15 protein-coding genes and 1 riboswitch are annotated in these 14906 nt (G+C 71.9%); of the genes, 6 read left to right on the plus strand and 9 right to left on the minus strand.

Features of this window, described 5'->3' with window-relative positions:
• Positions 1–1018 (minus strand): adenylate/guanylate cyclase domain-containing protein (locus ACLBYE_RS00005; RefSeq protein ID WP_447692507.1); only part of this gene is annotated, 1018 nt, incomplete at its 3' end.
• A 297-nt stretch (positions 1019–1315) separates the two neighbouring features.
• Here ACLBYE_RS00005 and ACLBYE_RS00010 point away from each other — a divergent pair.
• Positions 1316–2155, plus strand: coding sequence for an aldo/keto reductase (locus ACLBYE_RS00010; RefSeq protein ID WP_020092815.1), 840 nt, complete (start codon positions 1316–1318; stop codon positions 2153–2155).
• Between the two features lie 13 nt (positions 2156–2168).
• Here ACLBYE_RS00010 and ACLBYE_RS00015 read toward each other — a convergent pair whose 3' ends face one another.
• The 3 genes from ACLBYE_RS00015 to ACLBYE_RS00025 all read right to left on the minus strand — a co-directional run bounded on the left by ACLBYE_RS00015 (position 2169) and on the right by ACLBYE_RS00025 (position 7271).
• Complete coding sequence (locus ACLBYE_RS00015; protein ID WP_447692508.1) at positions 2169–3719, minus strand: diguanylate cyclase domain-containing protein; 1551 nt, start codon at positions 3717–3719, stop codon at positions 2169–2171.
• Between the two features lie 242 nt (positions 3720–3961).
• The gene (locus ACLBYE_RS00020) at positions 3962–6148 is read right to left on the minus strand and encodes a transglycosylase domain-containing protein (RefSeq protein WP_447692509.1); all 2187 of its coding nucleotides are present in this window, start codon (positions 6146–6148) and stop codon (positions 3962–3964) included.
• Positions 6149–6401: 253 nt separating this feature from the next.
• Complete coding sequence (locus ACLBYE_RS00025; protein WP_447692510.1) at positions 6402–7271, minus strand: LysR family transcriptional regulator; 870 nt, start codon at positions 7269–7271, stop codon at positions 6402–6404.
• A gap of 96 nt (positions 7272–7367) precedes the next feature.
• Here ACLBYE_RS00025 and ACLBYE_RS00030 point away from each other — a divergent pair, with 96 nt between their 5' ends.
• Together ACLBYE_RS00030 and ACLBYE_RS00035 are read left to right on the plus strand one after the other, a co-directional pair.
• A complete protein-coding gene (locus tag ACLBYE_RS00030; RefSeq protein ID WP_020092819.1) occupies positions 7368–7586 on the plus strand; it encodes a hypothetical protein in 219 nt (72 codons plus the stop codon).
• Between the two features lie 4 nt (positions 7587–7590).
• Positions 7591–8307: a YoaK family protein gene (locus tag ACLBYE_RS00035; protein WP_447692511.1), complete on the plus strand. Its 717-nt coding sequence runs from the start codon at positions 7591–7593 to the stop codon at positions 8305–8307.
• A 37-nt stretch (positions 8308–8344) separates the two neighbouring features.
• Here the strand turns inward: ACLBYE_RS00035 and ACLBYE_RS00040 are convergent, their stop codons facing one another.
• The gene (locus tag ACLBYE_RS00040; RefSeq protein WP_447692512.1) at positions 8345–8728 is read right to left on the minus strand and encodes an ATP-dependent helicase; all 384 of its coding nucleotides are present in this window, start codon (positions 8726–8728) and stop codon (positions 8345–8347) included.
• A gap of 184 nt (positions 8729–8912) precedes the next feature.
• On the opposite strand from ACLBYE_RS00040, the gene ACLBYE_RS00045 reads away from it, so the two are divergent.
• Together ACLBYE_RS00045 and ACLBYE_RS00050 are read left to right on the plus strand one after the other, a co-directional pair.
• Positions 8913–9398 carry a hypothetical protein gene (locus ACLBYE_RS00045; RefSeq protein WP_447692513.1) on the plus strand — a complete coding sequence of 162 codons (486 nt, stop codon included), beginning with the start codon at positions 8913–8915 and terminating at the stop codon, positions 9396–9398.
• A 100-nt stretch (positions 9399–9498) separates the two neighbouring features.
• Entirely contained in the window at positions 9499–9744 is a 246-nt protein-coding gene (locus ACLBYE_RS00050) for a pilus assembly protein PilZ (protein ID WP_447692514.1), read from the plus strand.
• 6 nt (positions 9745–9750) lie between these two features.
• Here ACLBYE_RS00050 and ACLBYE_RS00055 read toward each other — a convergent pair whose 3' ends face one another.
• From ACLBYE_RS00055 to ACLBYE_RS00065, 3 genes are all read right to left on the minus strand, one after another.
• Positions 9751–10821 carry an acyltransferase family protein gene (locus ACLBYE_RS00055; protein WP_447692515.1) on the minus strand — a complete coding sequence of 357 codons (1071 nt, stop codon included), beginning with the start codon at positions 10819–10821 and terminating at the stop codon, positions 9751–9753.
• 116 nt (positions 10822–10937) lie between these two features.
• Positions 10938–11312 carry a restriction endonuclease gene (locus tag ACLBYE_RS00060; protein ID WP_020092825.1) on the minus strand — a complete coding sequence of 125 codons (375 nt, stop codon included), beginning with the start codon at positions 11310–11312 and terminating at the stop codon, positions 10938–10940.
• A gap of 15 nt (positions 11313–11327) precedes the next feature.
• Positions 11328–12158: an alpha/beta hydrolase gene (locus tag ACLBYE_RS00065; protein WP_447692516.1), complete on the minus strand. Its 831-nt coding sequence runs from the start codon at positions 12156–12158 to the stop codon at positions 11328–11330.
• A 124-nt stretch (positions 12159–12282) separates the two neighbouring features.
• Positions 12283–12388, plus strand: a riboswitch (TPP riboswitch).
• Positions 12389–12459: 71 nt separating this feature from the next.
• Between ACLBYE_RS00065 and thiC the strand changes: the two genes are divergently transcribed.
• The gene (gene thiC / locus ACLBYE_RS00070; RefSeq protein WP_447692517.1) at positions 12460–14346 is read left to right on the plus strand and encodes a phosphomethylpyrimidine synthase ThiC; all 1887 of its coding nucleotides are present in this window, start codon (positions 12460–12462) and stop codon (positions 14344–14346) included.
• Between the two features lie 22 nt (positions 14347–14368).
• On the opposite strand, the gene ACLBYE_RS00075 is transcribed toward thiC, so the two are convergent.
• Positions 14369–14905, minus strand: a complete 537-nt coding sequence (locus tag ACLBYE_RS00075; RefSeq protein WP_447692518.1) for a TY-Chap domain-containing protein — start codon at positions 14903–14905, stop codon at positions 14369–14371.
• Position 14906: the final 1 nt, after the last annotated feature.

Genomic DNA, 14906 nt, shown 5'->3' on the forward strand with positions numbered 1-14906 from the left:
CGGCTCCGCGCTCGAGCGTCGCCACCGACAGCGGCGCGCCGCGGCCGCGGAGCGCGTGGGCGCCGAGGGACCGCGCCCGGACGCCGGCCGGCAGGCGCGGGAGGCGGTTGAGCAGATCCTGGGAGATCAGGATGCCGACGCCCAGCGGGCGGCACAGGGCCTCGATCCGCGACGTCACGTTCACGGCGTCGCCGAAATACGCGATCTTGTGGCGGTCGACCCCGACTTCGGCCGTGACCACCGAGCCGCCGTGCAGCGCCGCCCGCAGCCGCGGAACCGTCCCGAACCGGGCGGTCCAGGCCGCGGCGTCGGCCTCGATCCGGTCGAGCACCTCGAACACGCAGGTGACGCAGCGCGCGTCCTTCAGGCCGCGGGCCATCGGCCACGTCACCATGGCGAGATCGCCGATATAGTCGTCCACCGAGCCGCCGTTGCGCCGCACCGGCTCGGCGAGCGTCGCGAACACGGCGCTGAGATATTCCTGGGCGCGCAGGTCGCCGTGTGTCTCCGCGAAGGCCGTGGAACCGACCACGTCGAGGAACAGGAAGACCCGCTCCTCCGCCACCGGCTTGTGGTAGCGGCCGATCATGAAATTCACGAACACCTCGCCGCCGATCAGGTCGCGCATCCGGATGACGAAGACCAAGAGGCCCGACACGGCCAGGGCGTAGGCGAGGACCCGCGCGGTCATGCGGGTCGCGGTCGTGAGGTCGTCCGGTGTCAGGGCGAACGCCCAGACGAGCAGGCCGCCCAGGGCGTTGCCCGCCATGATCATCAGGACATAGGCGAGTTCGGCGGCCAGCACGTAGAGCCAGGCCGGCAGCCGCCGGATCTTCGCCTGCAGGCCGGCCAGGATCAGCCCGCGGTCGAAGGCCAGCACCGTGGCGCCCATGCAGAGGCCGTAGGTGAATCCGGCGAGGGGCGAGGCGCCGGCCGCGAAGATGATGTTGTAGAGCAACCCCGCGCCGGCCGCCGCCAGCAGGATCAGACCCCAGAATATCCGGTGGGCCGGCAGCATCGAGGCGTCTCCAGCATGGCCAGCCGACGGACCGTGCGCGGGTCCGGGCGTCGCGTGGCCCTGCGCGGCGGCGCTGCGCGGGGCGGCGCAGACTCGGCGAGCCCGCGCCGCCGGACTTCGGGCATGGGCCTAAAGTTTAGCGCCGCGGGAGGCCGCATGCCATTGCTCAACGCCCCAAGATGGCGCGAGTAAGGCGTGCCGGGTTGTTGCGCGGCCGATCCGTGATACGCCGGCGGCCCGGGACTCGACCGGACCGCCGCCAGCAACCCCCTGTGACAGCGAAGAGGGAGCGCTGCCATGTACGCCAGGAGCTTCGGCGCGACGCGCGTCTCTGTGCCGGTGATCGGCCAGGGCACGTGGCACATCGACAGTTCGGACCGGACGGACGCGGTCCGGGCGCTGCGGGCCGGGATCGACGCCGGCATGACCCATATCGACACCGCCGAGATGTACGGGGACGCGGAGGCGATCGTCGCCGCCGCCGTCGCGGATTGCCGCGAGGAGGTGTTCCTCGTCTCGAAGGTGGTGCCGGGCAACGCGACGCGCCGGGGCGTCGCCCGGGCCTGCGAGGCGTCGCTCCGGCGTCTGCGGACGGACCGGCTGGACTGCTACCTGCTGCACTGGCCGGGCCAGCACCCGCTCGAGGAAACGATCGCCGGCTTCGAGGATCTGCGCCGGGCCGGCAAGATCCTGTCCTGGGGCGTCAGCAACTTCGACGTCGAGGATCTCGATCGCGTCCGCGCCATCGCGGGGCCGGACCGGATCGCCTGCAATCAGGTGCTCTACCACCTGAACGAGCGGGCCATCGAGCACGCCGTGCTCCCCTGGTGCGAGAAGCACGGCGTGGCGATGGTGGGCTACTCGCCCTTCGGCAGCGGCGACTTCCCCGATCCGGCCAGCGCGGGCGGCCGCGTCCTGGCGGGGATCGCGCAGAACCACGGCACGACGCCCTACGCGGTGGCCCTCGCCTACCTGACCCGGCTGCCGGGCACGTTCACGATCCCCAAGACCGGTCGCCCGGACCGGGCCGTCGAGAATGCCGGCGCGGCGGACCTGCACCTCGGCGCGGCCGAGATCGCCCTGATCGACGCGCATTTCCCGCGCGGACCGCGGCCCCGGATGCTGCCGATGCTGTGAGCCGCGGGCCCGCTCAGGCCCGCAGCGCCAGGGCCACGGGATCCGCCGGCGCGGCGGCGCGGACGCGGTTGCGCCCGGCCTTCTTGGCCGCGTAGAGGGCCGCGTCGGCCGCCGTGAACAGCCCTTCGGGCGGATCGCCGCCGGCCGGGTCGGCACAGGCGACGCCGATGCTCACCGTGGCGATGCCCCCGACCTCCGGGGCGTGGGGGATGCGGAGGTTCACCACGGCCCGGCGGATGCGCTCCGCCGCGACGCTGGCGGCCGTCGCGTCGACGCCCGGCAATAGGGCGACGAACTCCTCGCCGCCGATCCGGAAGCTCAGGCCGGCGGTATCGAGGGTGCGTTGCAGGCACTCCGCCACCGCTTTCAGCACCTCGTCGCCGCGCTGGTGACCGAAGCGGTCGTTGAACTGCTTGAAGTGGTCGGCATCGACGATCATCAGCGCCAGGGGCGTCCGCAGCTGTGCGGCCCGCTTCCACTCCACGGCGAAGTGCTCGTCGTAGCTGCGCCGATTCGGCAGGCCCGTCAGGCCGTCGGTCCGCGCGAGTACGGCGAGCGCGGCGTTGGCCTCGCGGCTGGAGGCCTCCGCGGCCACGTGGCGCCCGACCTCCCGGTGCAGCAGGATCGTCAGGCCGAAGGCGAGGACGCAGAGGCACAGGATCAGGACGGCGACGATCGCCGCCTTGTAGATCCAGACGCTGCGGATGCTGTCGACGTCCGTCGCCACGGTCACGATCAGCGGCAGGTCGTCGAGGTCGGCGAAGCTGTAGACCCGCTCGACGCCGTCGAGGAACGAGCGTCCCTGGAACTCGCCGCGCGGCTTGGCCCGGTACATCTTGTAGCCGGGGCTCGCGCTGATGCTCTGGCCGAGGGCCGCCGGCCGTGCCGGCGCCCGGATCAGCAGCGTCCCGTCCCGGTGGAAGACGTTCAGAGCGATGCCGTCGTCGAAGTGCAGGCGCTCGAACAGCGCCTGGAAATGCGCGAGCCTGATCGATCCCGAGACGATCCCGGCGAATGAGCCGTCGGGCGTCCGGATCCGCCGGGTCATGCGGATGATGGGCTCACCGGTCATGAGGGATACGGTCGGCCCGGACAGGATCAGGCCCCCTTCGGGATTCGACCGATGGAACTCGAATTCCGGCAGCGCGCGCATGTTGGGCCGGGTCTGCACGCCGGGATCGCTCGTCAGCCGGACGTCGCCGGCCGCGTCCGTAACGGCGATCGGACCGAGGCCGGAGCCCGCCACAGCCGTGTCGAACAGGGCCAGGCGCCGAATATCCGGGTCCAGGGCCGCGATGTCGGCGCGGCTCGCGAGCCGTGCGCAGTTCCGCAGCGAGAGGTCGTAGACCCGCAGGCTGTGGCCCACGCCCTCCTCGATCACCGCCAGCAGATTCCCGGCGTTGCGGCGCGCGTTGTGCCAAGCGACGTCGCGCAGATCCAGGCAGAGATAGACGCCGAGCAGCGCGAGGCAGAGCAGCAGGCACGTGCCGGCCGCCGCGATCAGGCGCGAGGCGCGATCGTCCAGGTGAGCTCTGATCGCTGTAGCGGTCGCGCGCAGGAGCATGGGCTCGATCGGGCTGCCACGAACCGCGCCATTGCGGTTGACGGGCTTACTGTTCACCCGATCTTACGTCAGCGAAGATTGAAAAAGCGGTTATTGGCGGCACTAAGAAGCTCTGAATCACCGCTAATACAAATACAGGCCGCCGCGGCTGTCAGTTTCGGCACGAAGCGGTCACCGTGGGCCAGAGCCTGGGCGCGATCGCGCCGCCGCCTGGTCCCGACGAACGCGGCGACCGCGGAGCGTCAGTCACCAATGCCGAACAGCTTCTCGATGAAGTTGCGGTCGTCCTTCGGGGCGCGCCGCGACGGCGCGGCCTGGCGCGGCGCCGGCGCATCCGGCTCGCCGAGGATCTGGCCCAGGAACCCGCCCGGACCCGCCGGGGCGGCGCTCGCCACCGAGGCGGTCGTCTCCGGCTGGCGGCGCCAGCGGTTGAGGCCCGGGAGCGGGACCGGCGTCTGCCCCTTCAGGGCCTGAGTCATGTAGGTCTTCCAGATCTCCGCCGGCAGGTTGCCGCCGGTGACCTTCTTGGTGAGCTCGCCGTCGTCGTTGCCGAGCCAGACGCCGGTCACGAGGCTGCCCGAGAAGCCCATGAACCACGCGTCGCGATAATCCTGGGTGGTGCCGCTCTTGCCCGCGAGGTCCCAGCCGGGGATGTCGGCCTTCTTGCCGGTGCCGCTGACGAAGGTCTCGTGCATCATGGCGTTCATCATGCCGTCGGCGTTGGCGTCGATGACCCGGCCCAGACCGTTGTCGGAGCGCTTGTAGAGGACCTTCCCGTCCTGGCTCTTCACGGCGGTGACCACGTAGGGGATCACGCCGATGCCGCCGTTGGCGAAGGCCCCGTAGGCGCCGACCATCTCCAGGAGCGTGACCTCGGACGTGCCGAGGGCGATGGAGCCGTTGGCCTGGAGCGGCGAGGTGATGCCGAGCCGCTGGGCGGTCTGGACCACGGTCTTCGGCCCGACCTCCTGGCCGAGGCGCACCGCGACGGTGTTGAGCGACTGGGCGAGCGCCGTCCGCAGGGTGACGGGCCCCTCGTAGCGGTGGGAGTAGTTCTCCGGCGCCCAGTTGCCGATCCGGATCGGCGCGTCCTCCCGGACCGTGTCGGGCGTGGCGCCGTGCTCCACGGCCGCGAGGTAAACGAAGGGCTTGAACGAGGAGCCGGGCTGACGCTTGGCGGTCGTGGCCCGGTTGAACTGGCTCTGCGCGTAGTCGCGGCCGCCGATCAGGGCGCGGATGGCGCCGTCCGGCCGCATCGAGACCAGCGCCCCCTGGCTGACGTTGTAGCGCGTGCCCTTGGCGTTGAGCTCGTCGGTGAGCGCCTTCTCGGCGGCCGCCTGGAGGCTCGGATCGACCGTGGTCTGGACCGTGATGTCGGTGTCGAACTTGCCGACGTAATCGTCGAGCACGTCCATCACGAGGTCGGCGACGTAATTGGCCGACCCGCCGCCGCGGGCGTTGGCGGGCTTCGCCGGCTGGGCGAGCGCCACCTTGACGTCCTGCGCCGACGCGAAGCCCAGCTCCTGCATGGCGGCGAGCACCTGCGCGGCGCGGGCCTGGGCGGCCGGGAGGTTGCGGTTCGGCGCGAGGCGCGAGGGCGCCTGCACGAGGCCGCCGAGCATCGCGGCCTGCGCGAGGCTCACCTCCTTGGCGGGCTTGCCGAAATAGCGCTGCGCCGCCGCCTCGACGCCGTAGGCGCCGGCGCCGAAATAGACGCGGTTCAGGTAGAGTTCGAGGATCTCGTCCTTCGTGTACTTGTGCTCGAGCCAGAGTGCGAGGATCGCCTCCTGGATCTTGCGCGAGGCCGAGCGCTCCGGGGTCAGGAACAGGTTCTTGGCGAGCTGCTGGGTGAGGGTCGAGCCGCCCTGCGCCACGCCGCGCCGGGTCAGGTTCTGGCCGATAGCCCGCATGATGCCGACGGGGTCGACGCCGAAATGCTGGTAGAAGCGCCGATCCTCGATCGCCACGAAGGCGCGCGGCAGGTAGGGCGGCAGCTCCTTGATCGAGACGACGCGGCCGCCGGTCTCGCCGCGGTTGGCGAGCAGGGAGCCGTCGCTCGCCAGGATCGCGATGTTGGGCGGTCGCTTCGGCACCGCGAGCTGGTCGATCGGCGGCAGCTGCGAGGCGTGATAGGCGATGAGCCCCGCGAGCCCGATCACCCCCCAGAGGCCGAGGACGACGCAGCCGTAGACGATGCGGCCGAGCCAGGAACGCCGGCGTCGGCCGCGACCGGAGGCCTTCGCCCGCCCCGTTGTCCGCGCCGGCGCCTTGCTCGGCTGCCGCGCTCCGCCGCCCGATCGCTTCGCCACGCCGTCTCCTGCCCCGGGACGGTCCTCACGGGTCAGGCGCAGGTCGAGTTCGCCGCGATCCCGCGCGCGCCCTTCGGGCACGTCGAAGTTCGGCTCAATCCTGCCCCGACCCTTGGCCATGCATCCCGTTCTCGAATGTTCCGCCGCGAGGCGCGACCGTCAGGCACGCCGCAGGACGGTTTCCGCACGCCAAATGCGGCGGTTTCGCGCCCCGTCCGGCAACGACACCGGGGCCGGCACCGCCGGCGATCCTTGTCGAAACCGTTTGTGACCGCTTCGCGGTACGGTGCGGAAAAAGGCTGGCCAATCCGTTAAGGACCGTGCCGGACGGTCGGGATCGAACCCGGCCACCGCGTGCCGGGAGGACGCTGCGCTAGCGCGCGGCGCCCTGAAGCTCGCCCGTGCTCGCCAGGATCGTCTCCTGCAGCGCGGTCGCCGCCGCGTGGTGGCGACCCGGGCCGAGCACGACGAACTCGACCGCGCCGAGCGGCGGCAGGCCGGCCGCCTCGGAGATCGCGGCGAGGCCCGGCGGCAGGATCTTGGCCGAGTGCGGCGCGATGCCCAGGCCCGCCTCGACGGCGGCCCGCAGCCCCATCAGGCTTCCGCTAGTGCAGGCCACCCGCCAGGACCGGCCCACCGCCTCGAGGGCGTCGAGCGCCAGGGTGCGGGTCATCGACGGTGGCGGGTAGAGCACCAGGGGCAAGGGCTTGGCGGGATCCGGCACGAGGCCGGGCCGGCCCGTCCAGATCAGGTCCTCCGCCCAGGCCAAGGCCCCGCGCGGGTCGCCGCGCCGCCGCTTGCAGAAGATCACGTCGAGCTCGCCCGCATCGTAGCCCTGGTAGAGGGCGCGGCTCAGACCGACCGTGATCTGGAGATCGACCGCGTCGTGCCGATCGGCGAAGCGGGCCAGGACCTGCGCCAGGGTCGACAGGGTGTAATCCTCGGAGACGCCGAGCCGGATACGGCCGCGCAGGCCTTCCGGCGAGAAGAAGGCCCGCAGCCGGTCCTGCGCGTCCACCACGTCGCGGGCGAAGCCGATCATGGCCTGACCGTCCGGCGTGGGTGCGACCCGGTGCGTGTCCCGTGTCAGGACCGCGCGACCGAGCGCCTGCTCGAGCCGCGCGATGTGCCCGCTCACCGTGGATTGCCGCAGACCGAGAGCCTGCGCGGCGGCGGTGAAGCTGCGGCTCTCGACGACGGCCAGGAACGAGCGCAGCAGCTCGATGTTCAGGTTGCCTATCATGAGTCACGATAACCGATATCGGTAACCTGCGGGCGCCGCGCGGCGTTAGGGTTCGGGACAGCCCCGTCCCAGAGCCGCGCCGCGAAGCCCCGCCCGATGTCCGCACCCGTTATTGTGACCACGCTGTTCGTCGGCGGCCTCATGGCCATCCCGACGCTCGGGAAATGGGCCACGCAGGTCACGGAGGTGCTCGCCTCCCTGCTGGCGATCGCCACCGTGCTGGTCGCGATCCTGTACCTCTGCGATCGCTGGCCCGACTACTTCGCCAATCCGCGGATGCCGGTCGGCCTGACGGCGACGCCCTTCGCCGACTGAGACGATGACCAGTCCCGCGCGATCTCGGAGGCCGGGGAGCGGTCCCTTCGCCGGCGCCGCCCTGGCGTTCGTCGCCGGCTTCGTCGACGCGGCGGCCTTCATCGCGCTGACCGGCCTCTTCACCGCTCACGTCACCGGCAACTTCGTGCTGATCGGCGCCGAGCTGGTCGCGAGCTCCAGCGGTGTGGTGGCCAAGCTCCTGGCGCTGCCCGTCTTCGTCGGGGCGGTGGCGGGGGCTCGGATCCTGGCCCTGGCGCTGGAGCGGCGGGCTTTCGACCCCTTGCCCTGGCTCCTCGCCGTCGAGGTGGCCCTGCTCGCGGGATTCGGGCTGTGCGGCACCGTGTGGTCGCCCCTCGGCGGAGCGGACAGTGCCGCTTCCATCGCCGTCGGCATGCTCGCGGTCGCGGCCATGGGGTTACAGAACGCCATCGGCCGCCTGTCTCTCGGCCATCTCGCCCCCACGACGGTCATGACGGTGAGCGTCAGCCAGGCCGTCATCGACGCGACCGACCTCGTCCTGGGACGCGGCCCGCAGCGCGATCAGACCCGGGAGAGGTTCCTGCGCGTGCTCCCGGCGATCGCGGCCTTCGCCGCGGGCGCGCTGTTCGGCGCCTTCGGGATCGCGCATCTCGCCTTCGGCAGCATCGTCCTGCCCCTCGGCGTTCTGACGGCCCTGATCGTCCTGGCCGCGGCGCCCGGCGACGCCGGCGCCGCGCCGTGAGGAGCCGCGCCGCGCGGCGCTCGGGCGGCGACCGCCGTCACCGCTCGGCCGGCGGTTCGGGCGACGGCTTGCCGAGCACCCGTCGCGCCTCGGCGAGCAGAACGGGATGGCGCGCCGCCTGCGGACCGGAATCCGGCGTCTCGCGGCCGAGCCGCGCGATGCGCGTCCCGAACAGGCGCCGGCGCAGACCGAACCGGCGGACGCTCATCAGCAGCGCCTGAAGCACGAGGCGGACGGCCTCGGTCCGCTCGCGCTCCTCCACGATCGCCGCCGCGAGAGCGGCCTCGCGGCGGAGCGCGGCCTCGAGCTCCTCCCGGACGGCGGCGCGGGCCGCCTCGTCCTTGCGCGCCGCGTCGAGCTGGATCCGGCATTCCTGGAGCGCGCTGAGCAGCAGAAGCTCCTGCGCGGACGCATCCCTCATCAAGGCCTCCCGGGGCGCCGTCTCCCGTCCGCCGACGGGGCGTTCCGCCCGATCACCGACGCGCCGGCCGCGGACCGGCCCGCGCGCGTCCTCGTGCGACGCCATAGCGAGCGCGGCCGCTGGCCGGAAGCCGCCGACCGGATTATTCGGCACCCGCACCGCAAACCACGGGGGAATCGGGGACGTGCAGATTCGGATCGCTCTGGCCTTCGGGGCCATCACGCTGGGAGGCGGCGCGCTGGCGCCCGCCCCGGCCCAGGCCTACCAGCTCGACACGGTGAACCTGGTCGGCTGCGCGCAGGAGGGCGGCGTCTGCCGGATGCCCTACCCCACCAACGTCTATTACGGCGTGCCCGGCCGGACGAACGGCCGGCCGTTCCCGCAGGGCGGCGTCGTGCCCTGCAACACCCAGACCTTCGGCGATCCGGCGCCCGGCCAGGCGAAGAGCTGCTGGTACGCCCCGCGGATCAACGCGGGCGGCGGGGGCTACGGCGGTGGCGGCGGGGGTGCCTACGGCGGCGGGGGCGGCTACCGGAATGACGGCTACGACGACCGGCGCGACGCCTACCGCGACCGCCGCGACTACGACCGCCCGCCGCCCCGCCGCTCCTACGACGACGATTACGGGCCGGGGCCGCGCCGCTACCGGGGTGATCCCGACGAGTACTGATCTCGGCCTAGCAGGGCAGGCACGGGAACGTATTTGCCCTGTTAACCGCGATCCGGCATCGTCCGGCTCCGCGGAGCCGCGAGACCGGATGGAGGAGCTGATGACGGAGAATCGCCGCGGCACCTTCCGGAAGAACGCCTTCACGTTCGGCGCCGTGCTGCTCGACGGCGGCGAGGTGAGCTGCCTGGTCTGGGACGCCACCGACGTCGGCGCGCAGATCGAGGTCGAGGACGATCAGGCCGTGCCGGACCGCTTCCCGCTGCGCGTCAGCGCGGGCACCGAACCGCGCCCGGCCACCGTGGCGTGGCGGCGCAGCCGGCGGATCGGCATCGCCTTCGACGGTTGAGGGCCCTCAGCTGGCCTGCAGGGCCGCGCGCGGCCCGGACCCGGACCCGACCAGCCGGAACCGGCGCGGCCGCACGAACAGCAGGTCGAGCGCCGTCCCGCGGACGAGCCGCTCCAGCACCAGCGGCAGGATCACCGCCATGGCCATGACGGTCAGGCTCGCGAGGCCGATATCGGTGATTGCGCCGGTGCGCACGAGGATCTCCCGGGTCGCCGCCATCGGCAGCGAGAAGGCGAGGTAGATCACGATCGAGCGCTGGCCGCAGGTCCGGACCGCCTCGGCGACGGGACCGCCGGCGCGGCCGATCAGAGCCGCCGCCACCACGATGGCGAGGGCACCGGCCGCGCCGAGAGCGAGGCTCACCAGCGGCAGGCTGGCGAGGGTCGGATGATTAGGCAGGCCCGACGGGGTCAGCGCGAGCCAGCCTTCCAGGACCGCCCAGGCGGCGAGGCCGCAGAGGGCGAGCGGGACGTGGCGGCGCGCCGCGTCGGCGAGCGCGAAGATCCGCCCGGCGAACAGGTAGCCCGCGACGAAGTAGACGTAGCGGGCACAGAACTCCTCGATCAGGGTCGAGTCGCTGCGGATGTCGGCGATCTGCAGCAGGGCGGCGCCGGCGAGGAGCAGGCCGCCCGGCACGCGGCGCAGGGCCTTGGTGACCACCGAGAACACCGCCAGCAGGTAGATGAACCAGAGGCTGGAATAGGGCTCGACCAGCGCGTGCGCGAGGTGCGCCGCGAAGGCCGCGGGACCGGCATCGCCGACGATCTTGCCGTACTTGGCGACCGACTGGATCACCAGCCAGAGCAGGTAGAAATAGGCGAAGTGGACGACCCGGCGATCGGAGAACAGCCGCCAGTCGCGGTCGATGACCCGTCCCACGAACAGGCCGGAGAGCAGGAAGAAGTCCGGGATCCGGAACGGCTTCGCGAAGGCGACGACCGGGTGGAGGAAGCCCTCACCGCCCATGGCCTCGCCGGTGCCGATGACCGAATGCATCATGACGACCAGGAGGATGCAGATCCCCTTGGCGATATCGACCCAGGCGAGCCGATCCCCCGTATCCCCGACCCCGGCCATCGTCCCCACCCTCGCGATCGGGGCGATCCTGGACCGGTTCGGGTTGACGGCAAGGAACGGGGCGGCGGCCACCTGCGGATGTGACGAACGCCCGGTAAACGCCGGCCGGGCAGGTGTCAGATCTTGCGGCGCGCCGACTTCCGCTCGCGGGTCATGCGCGTGGCGGCGTGGAAATCGTCGGGCTTGCCGCGGACCCAGACGAGGAAGCGCGCGATCTCCGGATCGGCGCGCAGGGCCTCGACGTCGGCGAGGCGCTTGGCGATCTCCGCCTCGCTGTAGCGGGCGTGGATCGCCGAGTGGCAGATCTGGTGCAGCCGGACCGTGCCGCGATGGGTCCCGCCCTTCAGCTTCGGCGTGAGGTGATGGAGGCTGGAGCGGGCGCGGCGCGGAATCGGGCGCTCGCAGAGGGGGCAGACCGGGTCCGGCGGGCCCGGGACGCCCGGCGCGTCCGGATCCTCGGCGCTCCAGCGCTGCGAGCGCCGTCCGACCACGCGAGCCTCCTTCTCCTACCCCTGCTGATCCACCGGCTGCGGGCAGGCCGGACCGACGCCTTGTCCGAACAGCGCCTCGGCCTCGCGATCCCGGCTCCCCAGGATGGAGACGTGGTCCCCCGGAATCACGTCGATCCGCGCCCGCGGGCCGGCCGCCGCGGCGAGGTTCCGCGCCAGCTTGGCCGGCACCACCGTGTCGTCGCGGCCCTGCACGATCAGCACGGGCACCGTCCCGTCGCGGATGCGCAGGTCCGAGCGGTACGTGTCGCGCAGGAGCCAGATCGGGGCTAGCGGGACATGCAGCCGCACGGTGTGGGTCATCGAGTCGAACGGCGCCTCCAGGTACAGGCCGATCGTCGGCACCCGTTCGGCGACCGCAACGGCCACGGCGGCCCCGAGGGAGTGTCCGTGGAGGAGGATCGGCGCCCCGGGCGCCCGCGCCCGCGCGGCCTCGACGGCCGCCAGCCCGTCGCGGATCAGCCCGTCCTCGCTGGGGCTGCCGGTGGATCCGGGATAGCCGCGATAGGCCACGGTGAGCACGCCCCAGCCGCGCGCCCGCCAGGGCTCCGCGGCGAAGCGGGCCGCGTGCGGCTCGGGGCGGGACCCGTTGCCGTGAAAGCTCACGACGACGCCGCAGCCCGGCCGCGGCGGCCGCCACAGGCCGTGCAGGGTCTCGCCATCGGGGGTCGCGACCGTGATCGTCGCGAGGCCCGGCGGGATCGTCCACGGGTTCTGCGGCCCGAAGGCGCCCGGATAGAGGAACCGGCGCTGCCCGAGCGCGAGCGCGGCGCAGGCCAGCCCGCAGAGGAGGAGCGCGGCGAGCAGGAGGCCGGCGATGAGGCGCATTGCGGTGCGATCGCGGTGCGATTGGGTGCGGGAGAACGCGTGCGTTCGGACGAACGGTTTCGGGGATGTGTTTTCTAGGGCGCTCGGTCAGCATTGACAAAGCCGTCCGCGGGCCCGAGTCTGGAACCGTTCCGAGGGGGGCCCTGAAGAGGGCTGAGATTGGGCACGCTGCCCTGACCCTTGAACCTGATCCGGCTCATACCGGCGGAGGGACGGGAACCTGCGGTCGCATCTCGCGCGACCTCATCTCATCTCGGCCATCGCGTGGACCGGACCGCTCCAGCACGAGGAGAGGCCCACGATGAACGCACCCGTTCTCCCGAAGGACGTGAAAGGCAGCCCCGAGACCGTGACCACGGGTCCGGTCACCGGATCGCGCAAGGCGTACGCGAACCCGGCCGGGCGGCCGGACATCCGCGTCCCCTATCGCGAGATTGTCCTCTCCGATCCGAAGGAGGAACCGGTGCGGGTCTACGACCCGTCGGGCCCCTACACCGAGACCGATGCCCGCATCGACCTCAATGCCGGCCTCCCCGGCGTGCGCGAGCCCTGGGTCGCGGCCCGCGGCTACGCGGCCGTCGCGCCACGCGCGGTGAAGCCCGAGGATAACGGATTCGCGGGCGACAAGCTCGTGGCCCCCTGCCCCGCCGAGCGGACCGTCCGCAAGGCGGCCCCGGGCCAGATGGTGACACAGTACGAGTTCGCCCGCGCGGGGATCATCACCGAGGAGATGATCTACGTCGCCCACCGCGAGAACGTCTGCCGCGAGGCCATGCTCGCGGGCGCCGAGGCCGCGCTCGCCGACGGCCAGAGCTTCGGGGCCTCGGTCCCGCCCTTCATCACCCCGGAATTCGTCCGTGACGAGATCGCCCGCGGCCGGGCGATCATCCCGGCCAACATCAACCACACCGAGCTGGAGCCGATGGCGATCGGCCGGAACTTCCTGGTCAAGATCAACGCCAACATCGGCAACTCCGCCGTGACCTCCTCGGCCGCCGACGAGGTCGAGAAGCTCGTCTGGTCGATCCGCTGGGGCGCCGACACGGTCATGGACCTGTCCACCGGCCGCAACATCCACAACATACGCTCGTGGATCATCCGCAACAGCCCGGTCCCGATCGGCACGGTGCCGATCTACCAGGCGCTGGAGAAGGTCGGCGGCGACCCGCTGAAGCTCGACTGGGAGGTCTTCAAGGACACGCTGATCGAGCAGGCCGAGCAGGGCATCGACTACTTCACCATCCATGCCGGCGTGCGCCTCGCCCACGTGCCGCTGACCGCGCGGCGCGTCACCGGCATCGTCTCGCGCGGCGGCTCGATCATGGCCCGCTGGTGCCTCGCCGGGCACCGGGAATCGTTCCTCTACGAGCGGTTCGACGAGATCTGCGACATCATGCGGGCCTACGACGTGTCGTTCTCCCTGGGCGACGGCCTGCGCCCGGGCTCGATCGCCGACGCCAACGACGCCGCCCAGTTCGGCGAGCTGGAGACGCTGGGCGAATTGACCAAGATCGCCTGGGACAAGGGCTGCCAGGTGATGATCGAGGGCCCCGGCCACGTGCCGATGCACAAGATCAAGGTCAACATGGAGAAGCAGCTGAAGGAGTGCGGCGAGGCGCCGTTCTACACCCTCGGCCCGCTGACCACCGACATCGCCCCCGGCTACGACCACATCACCTCGGGAATCGGCGCCGCCATGATCGGCTGGTTCGGCACCGCGATGCTCTGCTACGTCACCCCGAAGGAGCATCTCGGCCTGCCGGACCGGGACGACGTGAAGACCGGCGTCATCACCTACAAGATCGCCGCCCACGCCGCCGACCTCGCCAAGGGGCATCCCGCCGCGCAGCTCCGGGACGACGCGCTCAGCCGCGCCCGGTTCGACTTCCGCTGGGAGGACCAGTTCAACCTGGGCCTCGATCCGGATACGGCCCGGCGCTTCCACGACGAGACCCTGCCGAAGGACGCCCACAAGGTCGCGCATTTCTGCTCGATGTGCGGGCCGAAATTCTGCTCGATGAAGATCACGCAGGACCTGCGCGCCGAGGTGCTGGCGATGGAGGAGGCCGGCGAGGTCGTGGGCGCGGCGCCCGCGATGTCGAAGGCCGAGGCCGAGGCCGGCATGCGGGCGAAGTCGCAGGAATTCCTGGCCGAGGGCGGCAAGCTCTACGTCGACGCCGCCGAGTGAGACGGCGGCGCGCCCGGTCCGCTCAGGATTCGGGCGCGCCGCAGCGAAGCCCCGGCGTTCCGCCGTGCGGGGCCTCAATATCGAGAATGTCGCCCGGGCGGGCGCCGTAGGCATCGTGCAGCGCCGCGAGCATCAGGTCCGCGGCGATGCCCATGTCGGGCGGCGTTCCCAGCTCCACGAGGCGCGCGAAATTCTCCGCCGGGTCCGCCTGGACGTATCCGAGCGCCGCCAGCGCCTGCCGGGCCGTTGCATCCAGCCGCAGGCGCCTTCGGCCGGGTGGTCCGTAGGCGCCCGACGCGGCCTCGCAGAACATCCGCGTATCCCGATCCTGGAAGATGCACTGGACGTAGCGCCGCGCCTGTCCGTGCGGCGCGACGACGATGAAGCGGTCGCGCGAGACGTCGACCGGCCCGCGCTTGTGGATGGCGTCGAGCCGCTCCGCGACGGCGCAGCGGTGCTCGCGGATGAACGGCGCGCGCGTACCCGGATCGCCAGCCGCGGCCGGCGCGGCGAGCGCCGGACTTGTCGCCAGGACGAGCATCGCCGAGATCCTGTACATC

The sequence above is a fragment of the Methylobacterium sp. A52T genome (assembly GCF_053346095.1).